Consider the following 16,228-nt stretch of genomic DNA (forward strand, 5'->3'; position numbering starts at 1 on the left):
CCGCCACCCGTCGCTCGGCGCAGGCCGGCGCCTTCTGCGCCTCACGCGCCTCCACCATCACACGCAGCAGCGGCTCGGTGCCGCTGGCGCGGATCAGCACGCGGCCAGTGTCACCCAGCTCGGCTTCCACGGCTTGCGTCTGCTGCGCGAGGAAGGTGTTGGTCTTCCAGTCCTGCCCGGGCTGCAGGCGCACGTTGATCAGCGTCTGCGGGAACAGCGTCACGTCGGCGAGCTGCTGCGCCATGGTCTTGCCGCTGTCCACGCAGGCGTGCAGCACCTGCAGGGCCGACACCAGGCCGTCGCCGGTGGTGTGGCGGTCCAGCACCAGCAAATGCCCCGAGCCTTCGCCGCCCAGGATCCAGCCGTGTTTTTCCAGCTCTTCAAGCACGTAACGGTCACCCACCTTGGCGCGCACGAACTTCACGCCACGCGCCTTGAGCGCCACCTCCACCGCCATGTTGGTCATGAGCGTGCCCACGACGCCGGGCACGTCGTGGTCGCGCGCCAGCCGATCGGCCACGATCAAATACAACAGCTCGTCGCCGTTGTAGAGGCGTCCGTCCGAGTCCACCATCTGCAGGCGATCGGCGTCGCCGTCCAGCGCAATGCCGTAGTGCGCACCGTGCGCTTTCACCGCGTCCACCATGGCCTGCGGGTGCGTGGCGCCCACGCCGTGGTTGATGTTCAGGCCGTCGGGCGTGCAACCGATCTTGATGACCTCGGCGCCCAGCTCGTGGAACACCGCGGGCGCAATCTGGTAGGCCGCGCCGTTGGCACCGTCCACCACGATCTTCATGCCCTTGAGCGAGAGGTTGTGCGAGCAGGTGCTCTTGCAGAACTCGATGTAGCGGCCCGCTGCATCGTCCAGCCGGCGCGACTTGCCCAGCTCGGCCGACGCAGCCCACACGGGTGGCTCGTCCAGCGCGGCTTCCACCGCATGCTCCCAGTCGTCCGGCAGCTTGGTGCCCAGGGCGCTGAAAAACTTGATGCCGTTGTCGGCAAAGGGGTTGTGGCTGGCGGAAATCACCACGCCCAGGTTGGCACGCTGGGCGCGTGTGAGGTAGGCCACGGCCGGCGTAGGCACGGGACCGAGCAAGACCACGTCCACACCTGCCGAGTTGAAGCCGGATTCGAGCGCGGCCTCCAGCATGTAGCCGGAGATGCGTGTGTCCTTGCCGATCAGCACCGTGGGGTGAGACTCGGTGCGCCGCAACACGCGGCCCACGGCGTGCGCCAGGCGCAAAACGAAGTCGGGGGTGATGGGGGGCTGGCCGACCGTGCCGCGGATGCCGTCGGTGCCGAAGTATTTGCGGGGCATGTGCTCTTCCTCTGTCTTGTCTTGTTGTGTCGGGGCTGCGCCATTATCGGCGCGCCGGTACCCCGATCACCGGGGCTGGATGGCTTGCCAGACTTTGAGTGCGTCCACCGTTGCGCGCACGTCGTGCACGCGAACCACGCGGGCGCCGCGCTCCACCGAGAGCAAGGCAGCCGCCACACTGGCGGCCGCGCGGTCGGCAGGCACCTCATGCCCGGTGACGGCGCCCAGTGACGACTTGCGCGACCAGCCCGCCAGCAGGGGCAAGCCCAGGACCATCAACTCGCTCTGGCGCGCCAGCAGACTGAAGTTCTGCGCCACGGTCTTGCCGAAGCCGATGCCGGCGTCGAGCACGATCCGCTGGTGAGCGATGCCACGCGCCGAGAGTGCGCTCACCCGTTCCCGCAGGAAGGCAGCCACCGCAGGCAACACGTCGCCGTCCATGGGTGCCACTTGCATGGTCTGCGGGTCGCGGTGCATGTGCATCAGGCACACACCACAGCGCGGATGCGCCGCCACCACGTCCAGCGCAGCGCCACGGCGCAGAGCCCAGATGTCGTTGACGATGTCGGCACCCGCGTCCAGCACGGCCTGCATCACCTCGGGTTTGTAGGTGTCGACAGACACAGGCACGCCCAACGCCACCGCCCCACGCACCACAGGCAACACACGCGCGAGCTCCTCCTCAAGCGGCACGGCCGGACTGCCCGGGCGGGTCGACTCGCCGCCGATGTCCAGCATGTGCGCGCCGTCGCGGATGAGCTGTTCGCAATGTTTGAGTGCGGCCGAGGTGCCGGCGTGTTGGCCACCATCGGAGAAGGAATCGGGTGTCACGTTGACGATGCCCATGACCTGCGGCGTGGCGAGGTCGATGTCGAAACGGGTGGTCTGCCAGTGCATGGGGAGGGCTTGGGAAAGAACTTTGAAACGGAAACGACAACGGGGCCGAAGCCCCGTGTGTCTGGTTGGAAAACCCGGGCCGGTCAGGCGGCCGTGGGTGCCGGATCGGTCGCCACGGCGGGAGAACCACCGCCGCCACCGCCACCACCCACCGAGGGGTTGCGCGGCGTCCAGTCCTTGGGAGGACGGGGCGGTTTGCCCGCCATGATGTCGTCGATCTGCTCGGCGTCGATGGTTTCCCACTCGAGCAAGGCCTTGGCCATGGCGTGCATCTTGTCGCTGTTCTCTTCGATCAGGTCGCGCGCCAGTTTGTACTGCGCGTCGATGATGCGGCGCACCTCGGCGTCGACCTTCTGCATGGTCTGCTCGCTCATGTTGGTGGTCTTGGTCACCGAACGGCCCAGGAACACCTCACCTTCGTTCTCGGCGTACACCATCGGGCCCAGGGCGTCGGTCATGCCGTAGCGCATCACCATGTCGCGGGCTATTGTGGTGGCGCGCTCGAAATCGTTGCTGGCGCCGGTGGTCATCTGGTTCATGAACACTTCTTCGGCGATGCGGCCACCGAACAGCATGCTGATCTGGTTCAGCATGTAGTCCTTGTCGTAGCTGTAGCGATCCTGCGCGGGCAAGCTCATGGTCACGCCCAGCGCACGGCCGCGCGGGATGATGGTGACCTTGTGCACCGGGTCGCACTTGGGCAGCAGCTTGCCAATGAGCGCGTGGCCCGACTCGTGGTACGCCGTGTTGCGGCGCTCTTCCTCGGGCATCACCATGCTCTTGCGCTCGGGGCCCATGAAGATCTTGTCCTTGGCCTTCTCGAAGTCCTGCATCTCCACCACGCGGGCGTTGCGGCGCGCAGCCATCAAGGCGGCTTCGTTGCACAGGTTGGCCAGATCGGCACCACTCATGCCGGGTGTGCCACGAGCGATCACGCTCGGGTTCACGTCGGTGCCCAGGGGCACCTTGCGCATGTGCACGTTGAGGATCTGCTCGCGACCGCGGATGTCGGGCAGCGTCACATACACCTGGCGGTCGAAACGGCCCGGGCGCAGCAAGGCTGCGTCCAGGATGTCGGGGCGGTTGGTGGCCGCGACCACGATCACGCCCAGGTTGGTCTCAAAACCGTCCATCTCGACCAGCATCTGGTTCAGGGTCTGCTCGCGCTCGTCGTTGCCACCGCCCAGGCCGGCGCCACGCTGGCGACCGACCGCGTCGATTTCATCGATGAAGATGATGCAGGGTGCGTTCTTCTTGGCGTTCTCGAACATGTCGCGCACACGGGCCGCGCCCACGCCAACGAACATTTCCACGAAGTCGGAGCCCGAGATGCTGAAGAACGGCACCTTGGCTTCGCCAGCGATGCCCTTGGCCAACAGCGTCTTGCCGGTGCCGGGCGGGCCGACGAGCAGCAAGCCGCGCGGAATACGACCGCCCAGCTTCTGGAATTTGGCCGGGTCCTTGAGAAAGTCCACCACCTCCTTCACCTCTTCCTTGGCCTCGTCGCAGCCGGCCACATCGGCAAAGGTGACGGTGTTGTTGTTCTCGTCCAGCATGCGGGCCTTGCTCTTGCCGAAGCTGAACGCCCCGCCCTTGCCGCCGCCCTGCATCTGCCGCATGAAGTAGATCCACACGCCGATCAGCAGCAGCATGGGGCCCCAGCTCACCAGCAAGGTCATGAGGAGCGAGCCTTCTTCGCGAGGACGCACGTCGAACTTGACGTCGTTGGCAATCAGGTCGCCGACCAGACCGCGGTCGAGGTAGGTGGCCGTGGTGCGCACGCGACGATCGTCCTGCGTGACGGCCACGATCTCGGTGCCGCCCTGGCCTTCCTGGATGGTGGCGCTCTTGATGCGCCGGGCCTTCACCTCATCGAGGAACTCGGAGTAGCCCATGTAGCCTGAGCCGGCGGCAGAGCGTGTGTCGAACTGCTTGAAGACGGTGAAAAGCACCATGGCGATGACCATCCACACGGCGATTTTCGAAAACCACTGATTGTTCAAGTGCAGCTCCTGGGGTCGGTATTGGCGGCTATGCGCATGTAGGTGTCATTCTAGGACTTTCAAGCGCGCGTGCCTCATGCGGGTGACGAGGCTGTGTCAATGAAAGGGTTGGCTTTTGCCTATGGCGGGCAACGGGGAGCCGTACTCAGCCCCGTACCGTGGATTTCAGACCCATGCCCACCAGAAAGGTTTCAGACGATTTGTCTCTCGACGCCTTGGGTTTGACCGCCTTGACCGTGCGAAATGTCTGGCGAAACAGGGCCACCATGGGGTCATAAGCCCCGCCATGGAACAGCTTGACCACCAGCGCGCCGTCGGTCTTGAGGTGTTTGATCGAAAAATCCACCGCCAGCTCCACCAGGTCGGTGATGCGCGCGGCGTCGGTCATGCCGATGCCCGAGAGGTTGGGCGCCATGTCGGAGATCACCACGTCGACCTGGTGCACGCCTCGGTCGGTCAGGGCTGTCTCCAGCTCCTCCAGCACGGCAGCCTCGCGGAAGTCGCCCAGGATGAAATGCACACCTTCGACGTCTTCCATGGGCAGCATGTCCAGCGCGATGATGGTGCCGTGCAATTCACCCACCGCCGCACCCTGCGGACTGAGCCGGCGGCGCGCGTACTGGCTCCAGGCGCCGGGCGCCGAGCCCAGGTCGACCACACAGTCACCAGGGCGGATCAACCCCAGGGTTTCGTCGAGTTCCTTGAGCTTGTAGGCGGCGCGCGCGCGGTAGCCGTCTTTTTTGGCCAGGCGAACATAGGGGTCGTTCACGTGCTGGTTGAGCCAGGCCTTGTTGACCTTTTTGCTCTGGGTTTTGACTTTCATGCCCATGAGGGTTGCCTAAGGTCTGTGTAAACGATAATTGTCCCATGCCCCAGATCACACTCACGCCCGCCCAGCGCAAAGTTCACCGCGCCGAAGCCCACCACCTCGACCCCGTTGTCCACATTGGCAACGACGGCTTGAGCCCTGCTGTCAAAAAAGAAATCGGGGCGGCGCTCAAGGCGCACGGCCTGATCAAGGTCCGCGTGCTCAGCGATGACCGCGTGGCCCGCGAGGCGATGTTGCACACCCTGGCCGACGAACTCAACGCCGCGCCCATCCAGCACATCGGCAAGCTGCTGGTGCTCTGGCGCCCCGTGGAAGAAAAGGTCAAGGTGGTCGACGAAGACCGCATGCCCGGACCGCGCGACGTGAAGGTGCTGAAGTTCAGCAAACGCGGCGGCCAACGGCCCGAGGTGAAGGTGGTGCGCGTGCTGGGCAACCAGCGCCTGACCACCGGCGGCCAGATCAAGCGCGCCAAGGTCATGAAAAAGAGCGTGAAGAAGAGCGCCCAATCGCAGTAACAGCTTCCCTCTACGTTCGTTCATGCCTTGCGGCTTGAACTTCACCGCCAGCGCCACATCTGAGAACGCATGAACGACCGTACCGCCCCCTTCGCCCGGAACCCCCTGCTCAACTTCGACGACCTGCCCCTGTTCGACGCCATCACACCCGCGCTGGTGGGCCCGGCGATTGACGAGCTGATGCAGGCGTCCAGCGTTGCGCTGGAAACCGTGACGGCCAGCGACTTCCCCGCCGACTGGAAGCGCATGTCGCAAACCCTGGACGTGCCAACCGAGCGCCTGTCGCGCGCCTGGAGCGCCGTGAGCCACCTCAACAGCGTGGCCGACACCCCCGAGCTGCGTGCCGCCTACAACGAAGCGCTGCCCAAGGTCACCGAGTTCTGGACCCGCCTGGGTGCCGACGAGCGCCTGTACGCCAAGTACAAGGCCATGGACCCCGCCAGCCTGAACGCCGAACAAGCCCGCGCCCACCACAACGCCATGCGCGGTTTTGTGTTGGGTGGCGCCGACCTGCAAGGCGAGGCCAAGGCCCGCTTTGCCTGGCTGCAGGAGCGCCAAGCCGAACTGGGTCAGAAGTTCAGCGAGAACGCCCTCGACGCCACCGACGCCTTCGCGCTGTATGTGACGACGGACGAACTCGCCGGCGTGCCCGACGACGTGGTGCAGTCCACCGCCGCTGCCGCGCAGGCCGAGGGCAAGACCGGCCACAAGCTCACGCTGAAGATGCCGTGCTATTTGCCGGTGATGCAGTTCGCCCATAGCAGCCCGCTGCGCGAACAGCTCTACCGCGCCTACGCCACCCGCGCCAGCGATCAGGCGGCGGGCGATGCGGTGAAGTTCGACAACGCAGACATCATGGGCGAGCTGCTGGCCCTGCGCCATGAAGAAGCGCAGTTGTTGGGTTACCGGCACTACGCCGACGTGTCGCTGGTGCCCAAAATGGCCGAGTCGCCCGAGCAGGTGGTGGCCTTCCTGCGCGACCTGGGCACCAAGGCCCGCCCCCACGCCGAGAAAGACCTGGCCGACCTGCGCGCCTTCGCCGCCGCTGACCTCGGTTTGAGCGACCCACAGGCCTGGGACTGGCCCTACATCGGGGAAAAACTCAAGGAAGCGCGCTACGCCTTCAGCGAGCAGGAAGTCAAACCCTATTTCACGGCGCCCAAGGTGCTGGCCGGTCTGTTCCAGATCGTCGAGACGCTGTTCGAAGTGGCCATCCGCCGCGACCAGGCACCCGTTTGGAACGCGGGCGTGGAGTTCTATCGCATCGAACGCTCGGGCCCTCAGGGCGTCGAGCTGGTCGGCCAGTTTTACCTGGATCCGGCCGCGCGCAACGGCAAACGCGGCGGTGCCTGGATGGACGACGTGCGCGCGCGCTGGCTGCGGCCCGACACCGGCGCCCTGCAAACCCCGGTTGCGCACCTGGTGTGCAACTTCGCCGAGGGCGTGAATGGCAAACCTGCGCTGCTGACCCACGACGACGTGATCACCCTCTTCCACGAGTTCGGCCATGGTCTGCATCACATGCTGACAAAAGTGAACGAGCGCGACGTCTCGGGCATCAGCGGCGTGGAGTGGGACGCGGTGGAATTGCCCAGCCAGTTCATGGAGAACTTCTGCTGGGAGTGGGACGTGCTCAAGCACATGACCGCCCACGTGGACACCGGCGAGCCGTTGCCGCGCGCGCTGTTCGACAAGATGCTGGCCGCCAAGAACTACCAGAGCGGTCTGCAAACGCTGCGCCAGGTGGAGTTTTCGCTGTTCGACATGCTGCTGCACAGCCTGCCCCAGCCCGCCACCAGTGGCGAAGCCATCCTCGCGTTGCAACAGCAGGTGCGCGATGAAGTGGCGGTGTTGCAGCCTCCGGCCTACAGCCGCACGCCCCACACCTTCAGCCACATTTTTGCCGGCGGCTACTCGGCCGGGTACTACAGCTACAAGTGGGCCGAGGTGCTGTCCGCCGACGCCTACGCCGCGTTCGAAGAAGCTGCGCGGCAAAACGGCCACAGCACGCTGGACGTGGCCACCGGCCGCCGCTATCGTGAAGCCATTCTGGAAGCGGGCGGCAGCCGCCCTGCCATGGAGTCGTTCAAGGCTTTCCGGGGCCGTGAACCCAGCATTGAAGCCCTGCTGCGGCACCAGGGCATGGCTTGATTTGTTTCCTTGCTTGCCGATAGGAGTCGACATGAGCATCCCCACTTCCCCCCACCTGCGCTCGGCCGCGCTCGGTCTCGTGCTGGGTCTGGTGTCCGTCGCTGCCCTGGCCCAGGGTGTCTACCGCATCGTCGGGCCTGACGGTCGGGTGAGTTATTCCGATCAGCCACCGCCAGCGGCCAACGCGAAGCCAGTGGTGTCGGGCGCGCCCGGTGCGGCCGGTGGCGCCAGTGCCCAGCTGCCGTTTGAGTTGCGCCAGGTGGCCAGCCGTTACCCCGTGGTGCTCTACACCAGCGCCGAGTGTGCGCCCTGCAACAGCGGGCGCAACCTGCTGAACGCGCGTGGCATCCCCTACGCCGAGAGGACCATCAGCACGAACGAGGATGCAGAGGCACTCAAGCGCCTCAGTGGCCAAGCCTCACTGCCTTTCCTGACCATTGGAAGCCAGCAGATCAAAGGCTACTCGGACAGCGAGTGGACCCAGTTTCTGGACGCGGCCGGCTACCCCAAGCAGTCGGCCCTGCCCAGCGCCTACCGGCGAGCCGCGCCCACACCGCTGGTGGCGGTGGCACCGGCCGCAGCACCCGCGCCAGCCACCACGGCCCAGTCGCAACCGGCCGAAGCCCCTGCCCCATCGGTGGCGCCACCTGTGACCAACCCCGCCGGCATCCGCTTCTGAACCGGCGTCGGGCGCTGGCTTAGAACGTCAGCGTCTTCACGCCTTCTGGCGTGCCCAGCAGGCACACGCTGGCCTTCTGGTGCGCAAACACCCCAACCGTCACCACGCCAGGCCACTGGTTGATCTGACTCTCGAACGCGAGCGGATCGGCAATCTGCAAACCCGTCACATCCAGAATGTGCTGGCCGTTGTCGGTGACCAGCGGCACGCCGTCTTTCATGCGGATGCTGGCGTGTCCGCCCATTGCGGCGAACTGACGGACCAGACGCGCGGTGGCCATGGGGATTACTTCCACCGGCAACGGAAAAGCTCCGAGCGCCCGCACCAGTTTCGATTCGTCGGCGATGCAGACAAAACGGCGCGACTGCGCCGCCACGATCTTCTCGCGCGTGAGCGCAGCACCTCCGCCCTTGATCATGTGGCCACCGGCATCGATCTCGTCGGCACCATCGATGTAGACCGAGAGTTCGCCGACCTCGTTGGCTTCGAACACCGCAATGCCCAGGGCTTTCAGGCGCGCGGTGGAGGCTTCCGAGCTGGACACAGCGCCAGCGATCTGGTCCTTGATGCTGGCCAGCGCGTCGATGAACTTGTTGACGGTGGAGCCGGTGCCCACGCCGACGATTTCGCCGGGGGTCACGTATTGCAGGGCCGCCTGGCCTACCAGGGCTTTGAGTTCGTCTTGGGTCATTTGAGACAATCGGTGAAACAACAGCCCTGGATTATCCGATGTCGCTTCTGCCCTATGCCGCCGCCCGCCCCTTCCTGTTCGGCATGGACCCCGAAGCCGCCCACGACCTGACCCTGAGCGCCCTTGCGAAACTGCAGCATTCGCCGTTGACCTGCCTGTACAGCGAGACGCGTATCCAGGACCCCTACTCTCTCGCCGGCATTCGATTCCCCAACCGCGTCGGGCTCGCCGCGGGCCTCGACAAGAACGCGCGCTGCATCGACGGCCTCGCAGCCATGGGATTTGGGTTCGTGGAAGTCGGCACCGTCACGCCGGTGGGTCAGAGCGGCAACCCCAAACCACGCATGTTCCGCCTGCCCAAGGCCAACGCCCTGATCAACCGGCTGGGCTTCAACAACGAAGGCCTGGACGCGTTTGTCGCCAACGTGCAGCGCGCGCGCTTTCGCAGTCAGGGCGGCGCCAGTCCCATGGTGCTGGGTCTGAACATCGGCAAGAACGCGAGCACCCCGATCGAGCGGGCCACCGACGACTACCTCACCTGCCTGGACGGTGTGTATCCGCACGCCGACTACGTGACCGTCAACATCTCCAGCCCCAACACGCAAAACCTGCGCAGCCTGCAGAGCGACCAGGCGCTGGACGCCCTGCTGGGTGCGGTGGCCGAACGCCGTGAACTGCTCGCCCAGCGCCACGGCAGACAGATCCCGGTGTTCCTGAAAATTGCACCCGACCTGGACAAGACGCAGATCGAAATCATCGCGGCCACGCTGGTGCGATACGGAACCGACAGCTCGGGTGATGCAACCCGTGCCATGGGCGTGATTGCCACCAACACCACGCTCAGCCGTGAAGCGGTGAAGGGCATGGAGCACGCAGAAGAGACCGGTGGCCTGTCGGGCTCGCCGGTGCTGCACCTGAGCAATCAGGTCATACGTCAACTGCGGGCGAGTCTGGGCAAGGGCTTCCCCATCATCGGTGTGGGCGGTGTGCTCAGCGCAGCAGATGCGGTGAGCAAGGTGCAATCAGGGGCCGATCTGGTCCAGATCTACACCGGGCTGATCTACAAAGGACCAGCGCTGGTGCGGGAGTCGGCCAGCGCGATCCAGGCCCTGCGCAACTCAGCCGTTCAGTGAAACCGAGGTCACGTGATCGCCGATGGCCAGGCAACTGGTCAGCCCCGGCGATTCGATGCCGAACAGGTTGACCAACCCGGAGACTCCGTGGTCGCTCGGGCCTTGAACCCAGAAATCGGCTGCGGGCTCGTGCGGCCCGCTGATCTTGGGCCGTATGCCCGCGTACCCGGCTTGCAGCGATCCGCTGGGCAGTCCTGGCCAGTACCGGCGGACTTCGCCGTAAAACACCTCGGCCCGGGAAGCGTCCACCTGCAGGTCGTCGGCAGACGACGTCCACTCCACGTCCGGACCAAACTTGGCCTGACCGCCGAGATCCAGCGTGAGGTGCACACCCAACCCGGCGAGGTGGGCGTCTGGTTCGGGGGCCGGGTAGATCAGGTGTGAGAACGGTGAACGGCCCGCCAGCGTGAAGTAGCTGCCTTTGGCGTACCACGGCTTGGGCAGGCCGCGGACATCCAGTCCACGCGTCTTGCGGGCGATGTCGCAAGCGTGGAGTCCTGCGGCGTTGACCACGGTTCGGGCCAGCAGTCGGGTGCCATCCAGCGATTCCACCTCGATCCCGTGGGGGGTGACGGCCAACTCGCGCACACCGCTGTGACACACCACCAGCCCGCCCCTGTTTTCCAGATCGCCCTGCAGCGCCAGCATGAGCGCATGGCTGTCAACGATGCCGGTGGACGGCGAGAGAATCGCACCCAGGCATTCGAGTTCGGGCTCCAGCTCCAGGGCTTCGCCTCGACTCAACAACACCAGATCATCCACGCCGTTGGCGAACGCCTTGGTCTGGATGGCCGCCAGGGCAGCCCACTGGGTGGGCGTGTTGGCAACGATCAGCTTGCCGCAACGCAGATAAGGCACGCCGCGCTCCGCGCAGTACGCGTACAGGGCCTGGCGACCTTGAACACACAGCCGGGCCTTGAGTGAACCGGTCGGGTAGTAGATGCCTGCGTGAATCACCTCGCTGTTGCGCGAGCTGGTGCCGGTACCGATCGCGGCTTCACGCTCAAGCACCATCACTTCACGACCACTCAAGGCCAATGCACGCGCCACGGCCAGACCCACAACGCCAGCCCCGATCACCAGTGCGTCAACGTGTTCCATGGTCCTCTGCTGAGAGTGGCAGGTTGCTGTGCAGACAAAGCCCGGCGCGCGCCATCAGCGGTGCCGATCCAGCAGCTCCTGCACGTGAACGCTGGGAATCGCGTACGAGATGCCGGACGGCTGGCTCAGGGCGGACTCTCGCGTGCCCTTGATCAGCACCATGTTCATCACACCCACGACCTCGCCTGTGTCCGGGTCAAACAGCGGGCCACCGCTGTTGCCCGGGTAGGCGGTTGCGTCCAGTTGAAAAATCTCGAAAGTGCCACCGCGCAACCCGCGAATGGCCTGCTCGCTCAACCGCCCGGCCGACGGACTGGGCAGGGCTGCTGCCGTGATGCTGGACACCGTTGCGCGGTGAGTCACCACCGAGAAGCCCAGGACCCCGCCGATGGGAAAGCCCATGAAGGCCAGATCGGCGCCTTCACGCACGGCCGCCGAGTTGCCCAAGCGCATGGCCAGACCGGCCGGCCCATCCATTCGCAGCAAGGCAAGATCACGTGCAGCGTTGACCCCCAAGACACGGGCCGGTCGCATCTGCCATTCACCCGTTGCCTGGCGCACCTGCACCACCAGCGCCGGTGCATCGGCTGAAGACAAGTCGGCGGGTACAACATGCGCGTTGGTCACCACCATCAGCCCATCGCCAACGACGAAGCCCGTGCCCTTGAGCTGGAAACGCGGGCTGTCCGTGGACTTGTAAGTGCCGATCAACAGCACCGCCGGTTTGAGCCGCTCGATGGTGTCGGACAAACCGGCCCAGGCAACACCTGTCTGCGCTGCCATCAAACCAGCAAACAACACCACCAGAGCAAAGATTTTTTTCATGAAAGTTCGTCGGCTGGTTGATTTATCGAACACAGAACATTTCACTGCGGACCAAACCCTGGACAAGCAACGTCAAGCCGAGCGGCTCGTGCTCTTGAACAGGCGCATCACGGCTTTGCGCCCGAGATGAAGCACCAACAGTCTCATCGGCATCTTCAAATAGTGGCTGCGCAGGTAAATCAGAAAGCGGGCCACCGAGGTTGCAAATTCATCGCACAGAGGATGGTCGGGCTTGAGCGCCCTCAAGTACATGGCATCCAGCAGGCGGAGAGAGACACCGTTGGGAACCGAAGCATCCTTCATGGAGGCTTCTACATGGGCGGGCACATCGGTGCCGAGAATGAGCCGCGTGTAGCGGAGTGCGAGAAAAAGCGGCCATGACAGATCGAGCACTTGTGCGCGGGCTGTCAGGTCTTCCCAGAATGTCATGTTTTCGCGCGACAACTCGGTCAACAAGGCGTCCAGATCAAACAGATCCCGCAGGCCATTTTGCAACTCTCCTTCGTGGAACAGGTGGGTGGCACTGTGGATGACCATGTCACAGGGTGACAACATCCGAAGGTTGGTCCCGGGAATCGGCAGACTGTCGTCGAGGAGGCGCTGCGCAGAGGGTGAATTGCGAGCCGTCAACGGCAAGATGTTGTGGTGCACATCAATCACGGTGCCGCGCTTGCGATGGGTCATTGGCGGCAACTCATGCATCCAGCGCCGGTAATAGCGGTCATCGTAAGGATCGGTGTGCCCCGTTGCCCAGCCATGCAGCATCAACGCAGCTTCGGCCCGGTGAATCACCGCTTGCGGCAGCAACACATCCACGTCACCGAAAAGGCGGCCTCGCGCCGCCACCAGATCGGCCATGGCATAGGCAGAACCTTTGAGCAGCACGAGTGGTGCTCCCAGCCCACCCAGAGCCTGGCCGATGTGCCGCGTTTCCCAGGTGATGGCCTGTCGCTGATGCGTCGTCAATGCACGAGCCGAGCTGAGATGCGTCTGGACCCGGGGAGGCAACTGACCCATCACGTCCGCCAAATACACGCCCTCAGCAAGACGACCAATCAAATTGGAGCGTTTGGCCAGTCTGATGATCGAATCCCATTGCGACAAAGACGCCTGAATCAGACGTTCTGGATACTTGACGGCTTCAATGAATTCCTGAGCGGAAAACTGGCTGGTGGACGGCGTCATGGCATCAAGGCGCTTCGCCGCCGGCTATCCACTCGAACACCTCAAGAGCATCGTCAAGGCGGCTGTATGTGAAGTCGTAGCAATCGCACTGATCGACCAAGCGGCCCACGACATCAAAGCCTGTTTCACCCAAGGTGCTGTAGTTGAATGCGTTCTCCGCCAGATCCATGAAGGTTTGCGGCTTGGTACGGGGCGTCAAGACAGGCTCTGCGCCCGCTTGGTAACGAGGAAAAACAATCCACCTCGGTTGAGCGGTCTCAAGCATGCGCTCCACACTGTCCGGTGGTGGCCGCAAGTGCGTCACCCGACCTTTGGCTGTGTCGTAAGTTTCAGGCCCCCAGACCGCTGCCGGCTCGAACGCGCGAATGAGGTCAATGGAAGCATTCTTCAAATTGATTGGCCTGGCCAATGCATGCGCAGCCAACGACAGCGGGTCGATCAAGGTCAACTCGTCGGACAACAGGCGCCAGCCACGCAACGCCAAAGCGGTACAGAGCGTGCTTTTGCCGGAGCCCGGCGGAGCCGGCAAAACGACCGCCAGACCATTTTTTTCAAGCGACGCCGCGTGGATGGTGAACCACTGGTGACAAGACGCTGCAATCGACCAGTTCAAGCCCCATTCCAGAAATGCCGGTGCTTGATCTCGGGGCAAGGGCTCGAACGGAGGATCACCATCAATCAGGAATTCAGCCTGTTTGCGCATCCACCGGCGAATATTGCGGGGCCGGCGGACCTCAACATGAAAATCGGCGAATTCGGGAGCAATCTGGTAGGGGTGGTGTGCGTAGAGCACGTGCAACGATCGCGCCACATCCTCAAACGGGGTGGAAATTCTGGAGAGCAGTGAGCCCGTCTGCAAAGCAAATGTGCCTTCAACCAGAAGCTTGTGGAGGTCGCGAAGAGCCAACTCGCCGACCCTGCCCTGAAGCATCGTCAATTGGGATTCACCACTGGCCGGAATGGGTCGCGCGAAAGCTCCCGGGGTGCATCTGCAGAAACGCCAGCGGGGTGCTGAGAGGAAGATTCCAACGCCTGGATCATGGCTCTGATTTTTCCAACCGGTGGCAGGGAGTCACCTCCACCCAGCACATCGATCATCGCCGCAGGCTGGAGGGCATGTGTACTTCCAAGCAGTCGATCAAACAAGACACAACCGTCCGCCCATCGCCGCACCAAGAACCCGTCATCGGTCATTGCAACCGCGATCGCTCATTTCACCATTCCGTTGGACAGCAGATAGGTTTTGATGTCTTCTGCATCCCAACGCACCCCAGCGGTGGGCTCGTAGTAGCCCTTGGTGATGTACTCGCTCCAGATATTCAACAACCCCTCGACCGTGATCGCAACATCGGGGATGACAGCACCGTTGCCGCCCATCTTGTTCAGGTAGGCACCGATCAGATGAAAGTGGACCTGCCCTGGAGCATTGATATTCAGGGCTTCACCAAAGGACTTGCTTACCCACTGACCACCCACGTATTTGGTGAATTTTGAAACGCCCTGTACGGCACCCATCTTGAATGTGGGATGAAGCGGATCGGTGGGTTTTACAGAAGCTGGCCAGTGATAAGCCGACGTACCCGGCGTCTGCTGTGCTTTGTAGTTACCGGGAGACTCTGCACCCGTGCATTGTCCATAGTGGCCATTTTGAGAAACACTGGTATTTCTCGACAGCGAGCGAGAGGGCGTGAAGCAGGTCGCACCCAGCGCGGGCTGGCTGACCATGGTCAGCACCAGTGGAACTGCTGAAACGCCGGCGCCCAGAAAACGCCTGCGCCGCCCGCCATCGGTACCGGGCTGCGTCGGGGTCTGCTGAAGGTCTGGATTTGGTTTGGTCATTTCGTCGAGCTCGAATAATCGAACAAAGCTGCGTTTGTCGACAGGGCACGCAAGAATCGTTCCAAATTCTTGCTGTATGCCAAGTACTTGATTGTTAGAGGGTTTTCATCGCAAGGGGTCTGATGTCTGTCGGGGTATGTACATTTTGTAAATTCTTTCGACACCTGCGGACAACGCTGGCCAAGCATCGACGGCTCACAACCCTTGCTTGAGCTTGGTGACTTCGGCCTGTCCCGGGAACCGATCGCCCAGCGCAGCAAGCTCATCCAACAAACCGCGTGCAGCCGCCTTGTCGCCTGCAGCCACGTGAATCTTCGCCAGATTGAGCTTGAAGGCCGGCGCAGTGGGTTGAGCAGCCACGACTTTTTTCTGCAAGTCCAGCGCCTTGGCATGCTCACCCTTTTCGGACAGCAGCATCGCCAGCGTGTCCATGAATGCGGGCTGGTTGGGCGCTGCGGCCACGGCTCGCTCGGCCAGTGAAACCGCATCGGCCCGACCCAGCTTTCCGGCCACCCAGGCTAGGTTGTTCAAAGCCAGCGCGTTCTTGGGCTGAAGCTCGATCACACGATCATAGTGGCGCTGCGCTTCCTTGAGATTGTTGGTCCCCAACGCGCGATCACCCAGGAAAAGCCGAAATCCGGCGTCATCGGGATGGCCTTTGATCCACTCCACGGCCGTGCGGTCTGCATCGGCCGGTCTGCCTGCCAGGCTCTGCACGGTGTACAGCTTGATGGCCAATTCCGTGCCCGGTGCCGCCTTGAGGCCGACACTGTAGGCATCAACCGCGCTACTCCAATTCTTGCCAGCAGCGTGCACGTCGCCTTCCAGCAGATAGCCCGCAGCCTCCTTGGGTCGCTGCTTCTGGATCGTTTTGCTCACGGCCAGGGCATCAGCCGGCTTCTTGGCCTGCATGGCCAACTCGGCCAATCCGCGTTGGGCCACCAGCAAGTTGGGTTGAATTTCCAGTGCTTTGCGAAGGCTCTGTTCGGCCGCTGCTGGCGCTTTCAGCACGGCATGCACCGTCGCCATGCGCACGTGCGGCAGTGGCGAGTTCGGCAGCAG

15 protein-coding genes are annotated in these 16,228 nt (G+C 63.5%); 4 read left to right on the forward strand and 11 right to left on the reverse strand.

The window, feature by feature from the left end; translation table 11 throughout:
• From glmM to ACN4F8_RS21150, 4 genes are all read right to left on the reverse strand, one after another.
• The coding region (gene glmM, locus ACN4F8_RS21135; RefSeq protein ID WP_419475379.1) for a phosphoglucosamine mutase at positions 1 to 1,318 on the reverse strand (1,318 nt) is incomplete at its 3' end.
• Between the two features lie 66 nt (positions 1,319 to 1,384).
• Positions 1,385 to 2,215 carry a dihydropteroate synthase gene (folP, locus tag ACN4F8_RS21140; RefSeq protein WP_419475380.1) on the reverse strand — a complete coding sequence of 277 codons (831 nt, stop codon included), beginning with the start codon at positions 2,213 to 2,215 and terminating at the stop codon, positions 1,385 to 1,387.
• Between the two features lie 83 nt (positions 2,216 to 2,298).
• On the reverse strand, positions 2,299 to 4,218 hold the full coding sequence (ftsH, locus tag ACN4F8_RS21145; RefSeq protein WP_419475381.1) for an ATP-dependent zinc metalloprotease FtsH: 1,920 nt from the start codon (positions 4,216 to 4,218) through the stop codon (positions 2,299 to 2,301).
• A 145-nt stretch (positions 4,219 to 4,363) separates the two neighbouring features.
• Entirely contained in the window at positions 4,364 to 5,041 is a 678-nt protein-coding gene (locus ACN4F8_RS21150) for an RlmE family RNA methyltransferase (protein WP_419475392.1), read from the reverse strand.
• A gap of 44 nt (positions 5,042 to 5,085) precedes the next feature.
• Here ACN4F8_RS21150 and ACN4F8_RS21155 point away from each other — a divergent pair, with 44 nt between their 5' ends.
• The 3 genes from ACN4F8_RS21155 (at position 5,086) to ACN4F8_RS21165 (ending at position 8,392) form a co-directional block, all read left to right on the forward strand.
• Entirely contained in the window at positions 5,086 to 5,562 is a 477-nt protein-coding gene (locus ACN4F8_RS21155; protein ID WP_419475382.1) for a YhbY family RNA-binding protein, read from the forward strand.
• Positions 5,563 to 5,631: 69 nt separating this feature from the next.
• Positions 5,632 to 7,713, forward strand: coding sequence for a M3 family metallopeptidase (locus ACN4F8_RS21160; protein ID WP_419475383.1), 2,082 nt, complete (start codon positions 5,632 to 5,634; stop codon positions 7,711 to 7,713).
• 31 nt (positions 7,714 to 7,744) lie between these two features.
• Positions 7,745 to 8,392 (forward strand): glutaredoxin family protein, encoded by a 648-nt coding sequence (locus ACN4F8_RS21165; RefSeq protein ID WP_419475384.1) that lies wholly within the window; start codon positions 7,745 to 7,747, stop codon positions 8,390 to 8,392.
• Between the two features lie 19 nt (positions 8,393 to 8,411).
• Here ACN4F8_RS21165 and rpiA read toward each other — a convergent pair whose 3' ends face one another.
• A complete protein-coding gene (rpiA, locus tag ACN4F8_RS21170; RefSeq protein WP_419475385.1) occupies positions 8,412 to 9,083 on the reverse strand; it encodes a ribose-5-phosphate isomerase RpiA in 672 nt (223 codons plus the stop codon).
• A gap of 38 nt (positions 9,084 to 9,121) precedes the next feature.
• Between rpiA and ACN4F8_RS21175 the strand changes: the two genes are divergently transcribed.
• A complete protein-coding gene (locus tag ACN4F8_RS21175) occupies positions 9,122 to 10,216 on the forward strand; it encodes a quinone-dependent dihydroorotate dehydrogenase (RefSeq protein ID WP_419475386.1) in 1,095 nt (364 codons plus the stop codon).
• Here ACN4F8_RS21175 and ACN4F8_RS21180 read toward each other — a convergent pair.
• From ACN4F8_RS21180 to ACN4F8_RS21205, 6 genes are all read right to left on the reverse strand, one after another.
• On the reverse strand, positions 10,202 to 11,317 hold the full coding sequence (locus ACN4F8_RS21180; RefSeq protein WP_419475387.1) for an NAD(P)/FAD-dependent oxidoreductase: 1,116 nt from the start codon (positions 11,315 to 11,317) through the stop codon (positions 10,202 to 10,204). The two genes, ACN4F8_RS21175 and ACN4F8_RS21180, sit on opposite strands and share 15 nt — an antisense overlap.
• A gap of 54 nt (positions 11,318 to 11,371) precedes the next feature.
• Entirely contained in the window at positions 11,372 to 12,142 is a 771-nt protein-coding gene (locus tag ACN4F8_RS21185; protein ID WP_419475388.1) for a S1C family serine protease, read from the reverse strand.
• Between the two features lie 72 nt (positions 12,143 to 12,214).
• Positions 12,215 to 13,327 (reverse strand): nucleotidyltransferase family protein, encoded by a 1,113-nt coding sequence (locus ACN4F8_RS21190; RefSeq protein ID WP_419475389.1) that lies wholly within the window; start codon positions 13,325 to 13,327, stop codon positions 12,215 to 12,217.
• Positions 13,328 to 13,331: 4 nt separating this feature from the next.
• Positions 13,332 to 14,258: an HprK-related kinase A gene (locus ACN4F8_RS21195; RefSeq protein ID WP_419475393.1), complete on the reverse strand. Its 927-nt coding sequence runs from the start codon at positions 14,256 to 14,258 to the stop codon at positions 13,332 to 13,334.
• 278 nt (positions 14,259 to 14,536) lie between these two features.
• On the reverse strand, positions 14,537 to 15,166 hold the full coding sequence (locus tag ACN4F8_RS21200) for a hypothetical protein (RefSeq protein WP_419475390.1): 630 nt from the start codon (positions 15,164 to 15,166) through the stop codon (positions 14,537 to 14,539).
• A gap of 195 nt (positions 15,167 to 15,361) precedes the next feature.
• A partial coding sequence (locus ACN4F8_RS21205; protein ID WP_419475391.1) for a tetratricopeptide repeat protein occupies positions 15,362 to 16,228 on the reverse strand: 867 nt, incomplete at its 5' end.

The sequence above is a fragment of the Hydrogenophaga sp. genome (assembly GCF_048549895.1).
In the GTDB taxonomy this organism is placed as follows: Bacteria; Pseudomonadota; Gammaproteobacteria; order Burkholderiales; family Burkholderiaceae_C; genus Hydrogenophaga.

What these genes read in the sequence shown, in the direction of transcription:
- folP (WP_419475380.1), bottom strand. Translation starts at nt 2,215, where the DNA reads ATGCACTGGCAGACCACCCGTTTCGACATCGACCTCGCCACGCCGCAG.
- ACN4F8_RS21150 (WP_419475392.1), bottom strand. Translation starts at nt 5,041, where the DNA reads ATGAAAGTCAAAACCCAGAGCAAAAAGGTCAACAAGGCCTGGCTCAAC.
- ACN4F8_RS21155 (WP_419475382.1), top strand. Translation starts at nt 5,086, where the DNA reads ATGCCCCAGATCACACTCACGCCCGCCCAGCGCAAAGTTCACCGCGCC.
- ACN4F8_RS21160 (WP_419475383.1), top strand. Translation starts at nt 5,632, where the DNA reads ATGAACGACCGTACCGCCCCCTTCGCCCGGAACCCCCTGCTCAACTTC.
- ACN4F8_RS21165 (WP_419475384.1), top strand. Translation starts at nt 7,745, where the DNA reads ATGAGCATCCCCACTTCCCCCCACCTGCGCTCGGCCGCGCTCGGTCTC.
- rpiA (WP_419475385.1), bottom strand. Translation starts at nt 9,083, where the DNA reads ATGACCCAAGACGAACTCAAAGCCCTGGTAGGCCAGGCGGCCCTGCAA.
- ACN4F8_RS21175 (WP_419475386.1), top strand. Translation starts at nt 9,122, where the DNA reads ATGTCGCTTCTGCCCTATGCCGCCGCCCGCCCCTTCCTGTTCGGCATG.
- ACN4F8_RS21180 (WP_419475387.1), bottom strand. Translation starts at nt 11,317, where the DNA reads ATGGAACACGTTGACGCACTGGTGATCGGGGCTGGCGTTGTGGGTCTG.
- ACN4F8_RS21185 (WP_419475388.1), bottom strand. Translation starts at nt 12,142, where the DNA reads ATGAAAAAAATCTTTGCTCTGGTGGTGTTGTTTGCTGGTTTGATGGCA.
- ACN4F8_RS21190 (WP_419475389.1), bottom strand. Translation starts at nt 13,327, where the DNA reads ATGACGCCGTCCACCAGCCAGTTTTCCGCTCAGGAATTCATTGAAGCC.
- ACN4F8_RS21195 (WP_419475393.1), bottom strand. Translation starts at nt 14,258, where the DNA reads ATGCTTCAGGGCAGGGTCGGCGAGTTGGCTCTTCGCGACCTCCACAAG.
- ACN4F8_RS21200 (WP_419475390.1), bottom strand. Translation starts at nt 15,166, where the DNA reads ATGACCAAACCAAATCCAGACCTTCAGCAGACCCCGACGCAGCCCGGT.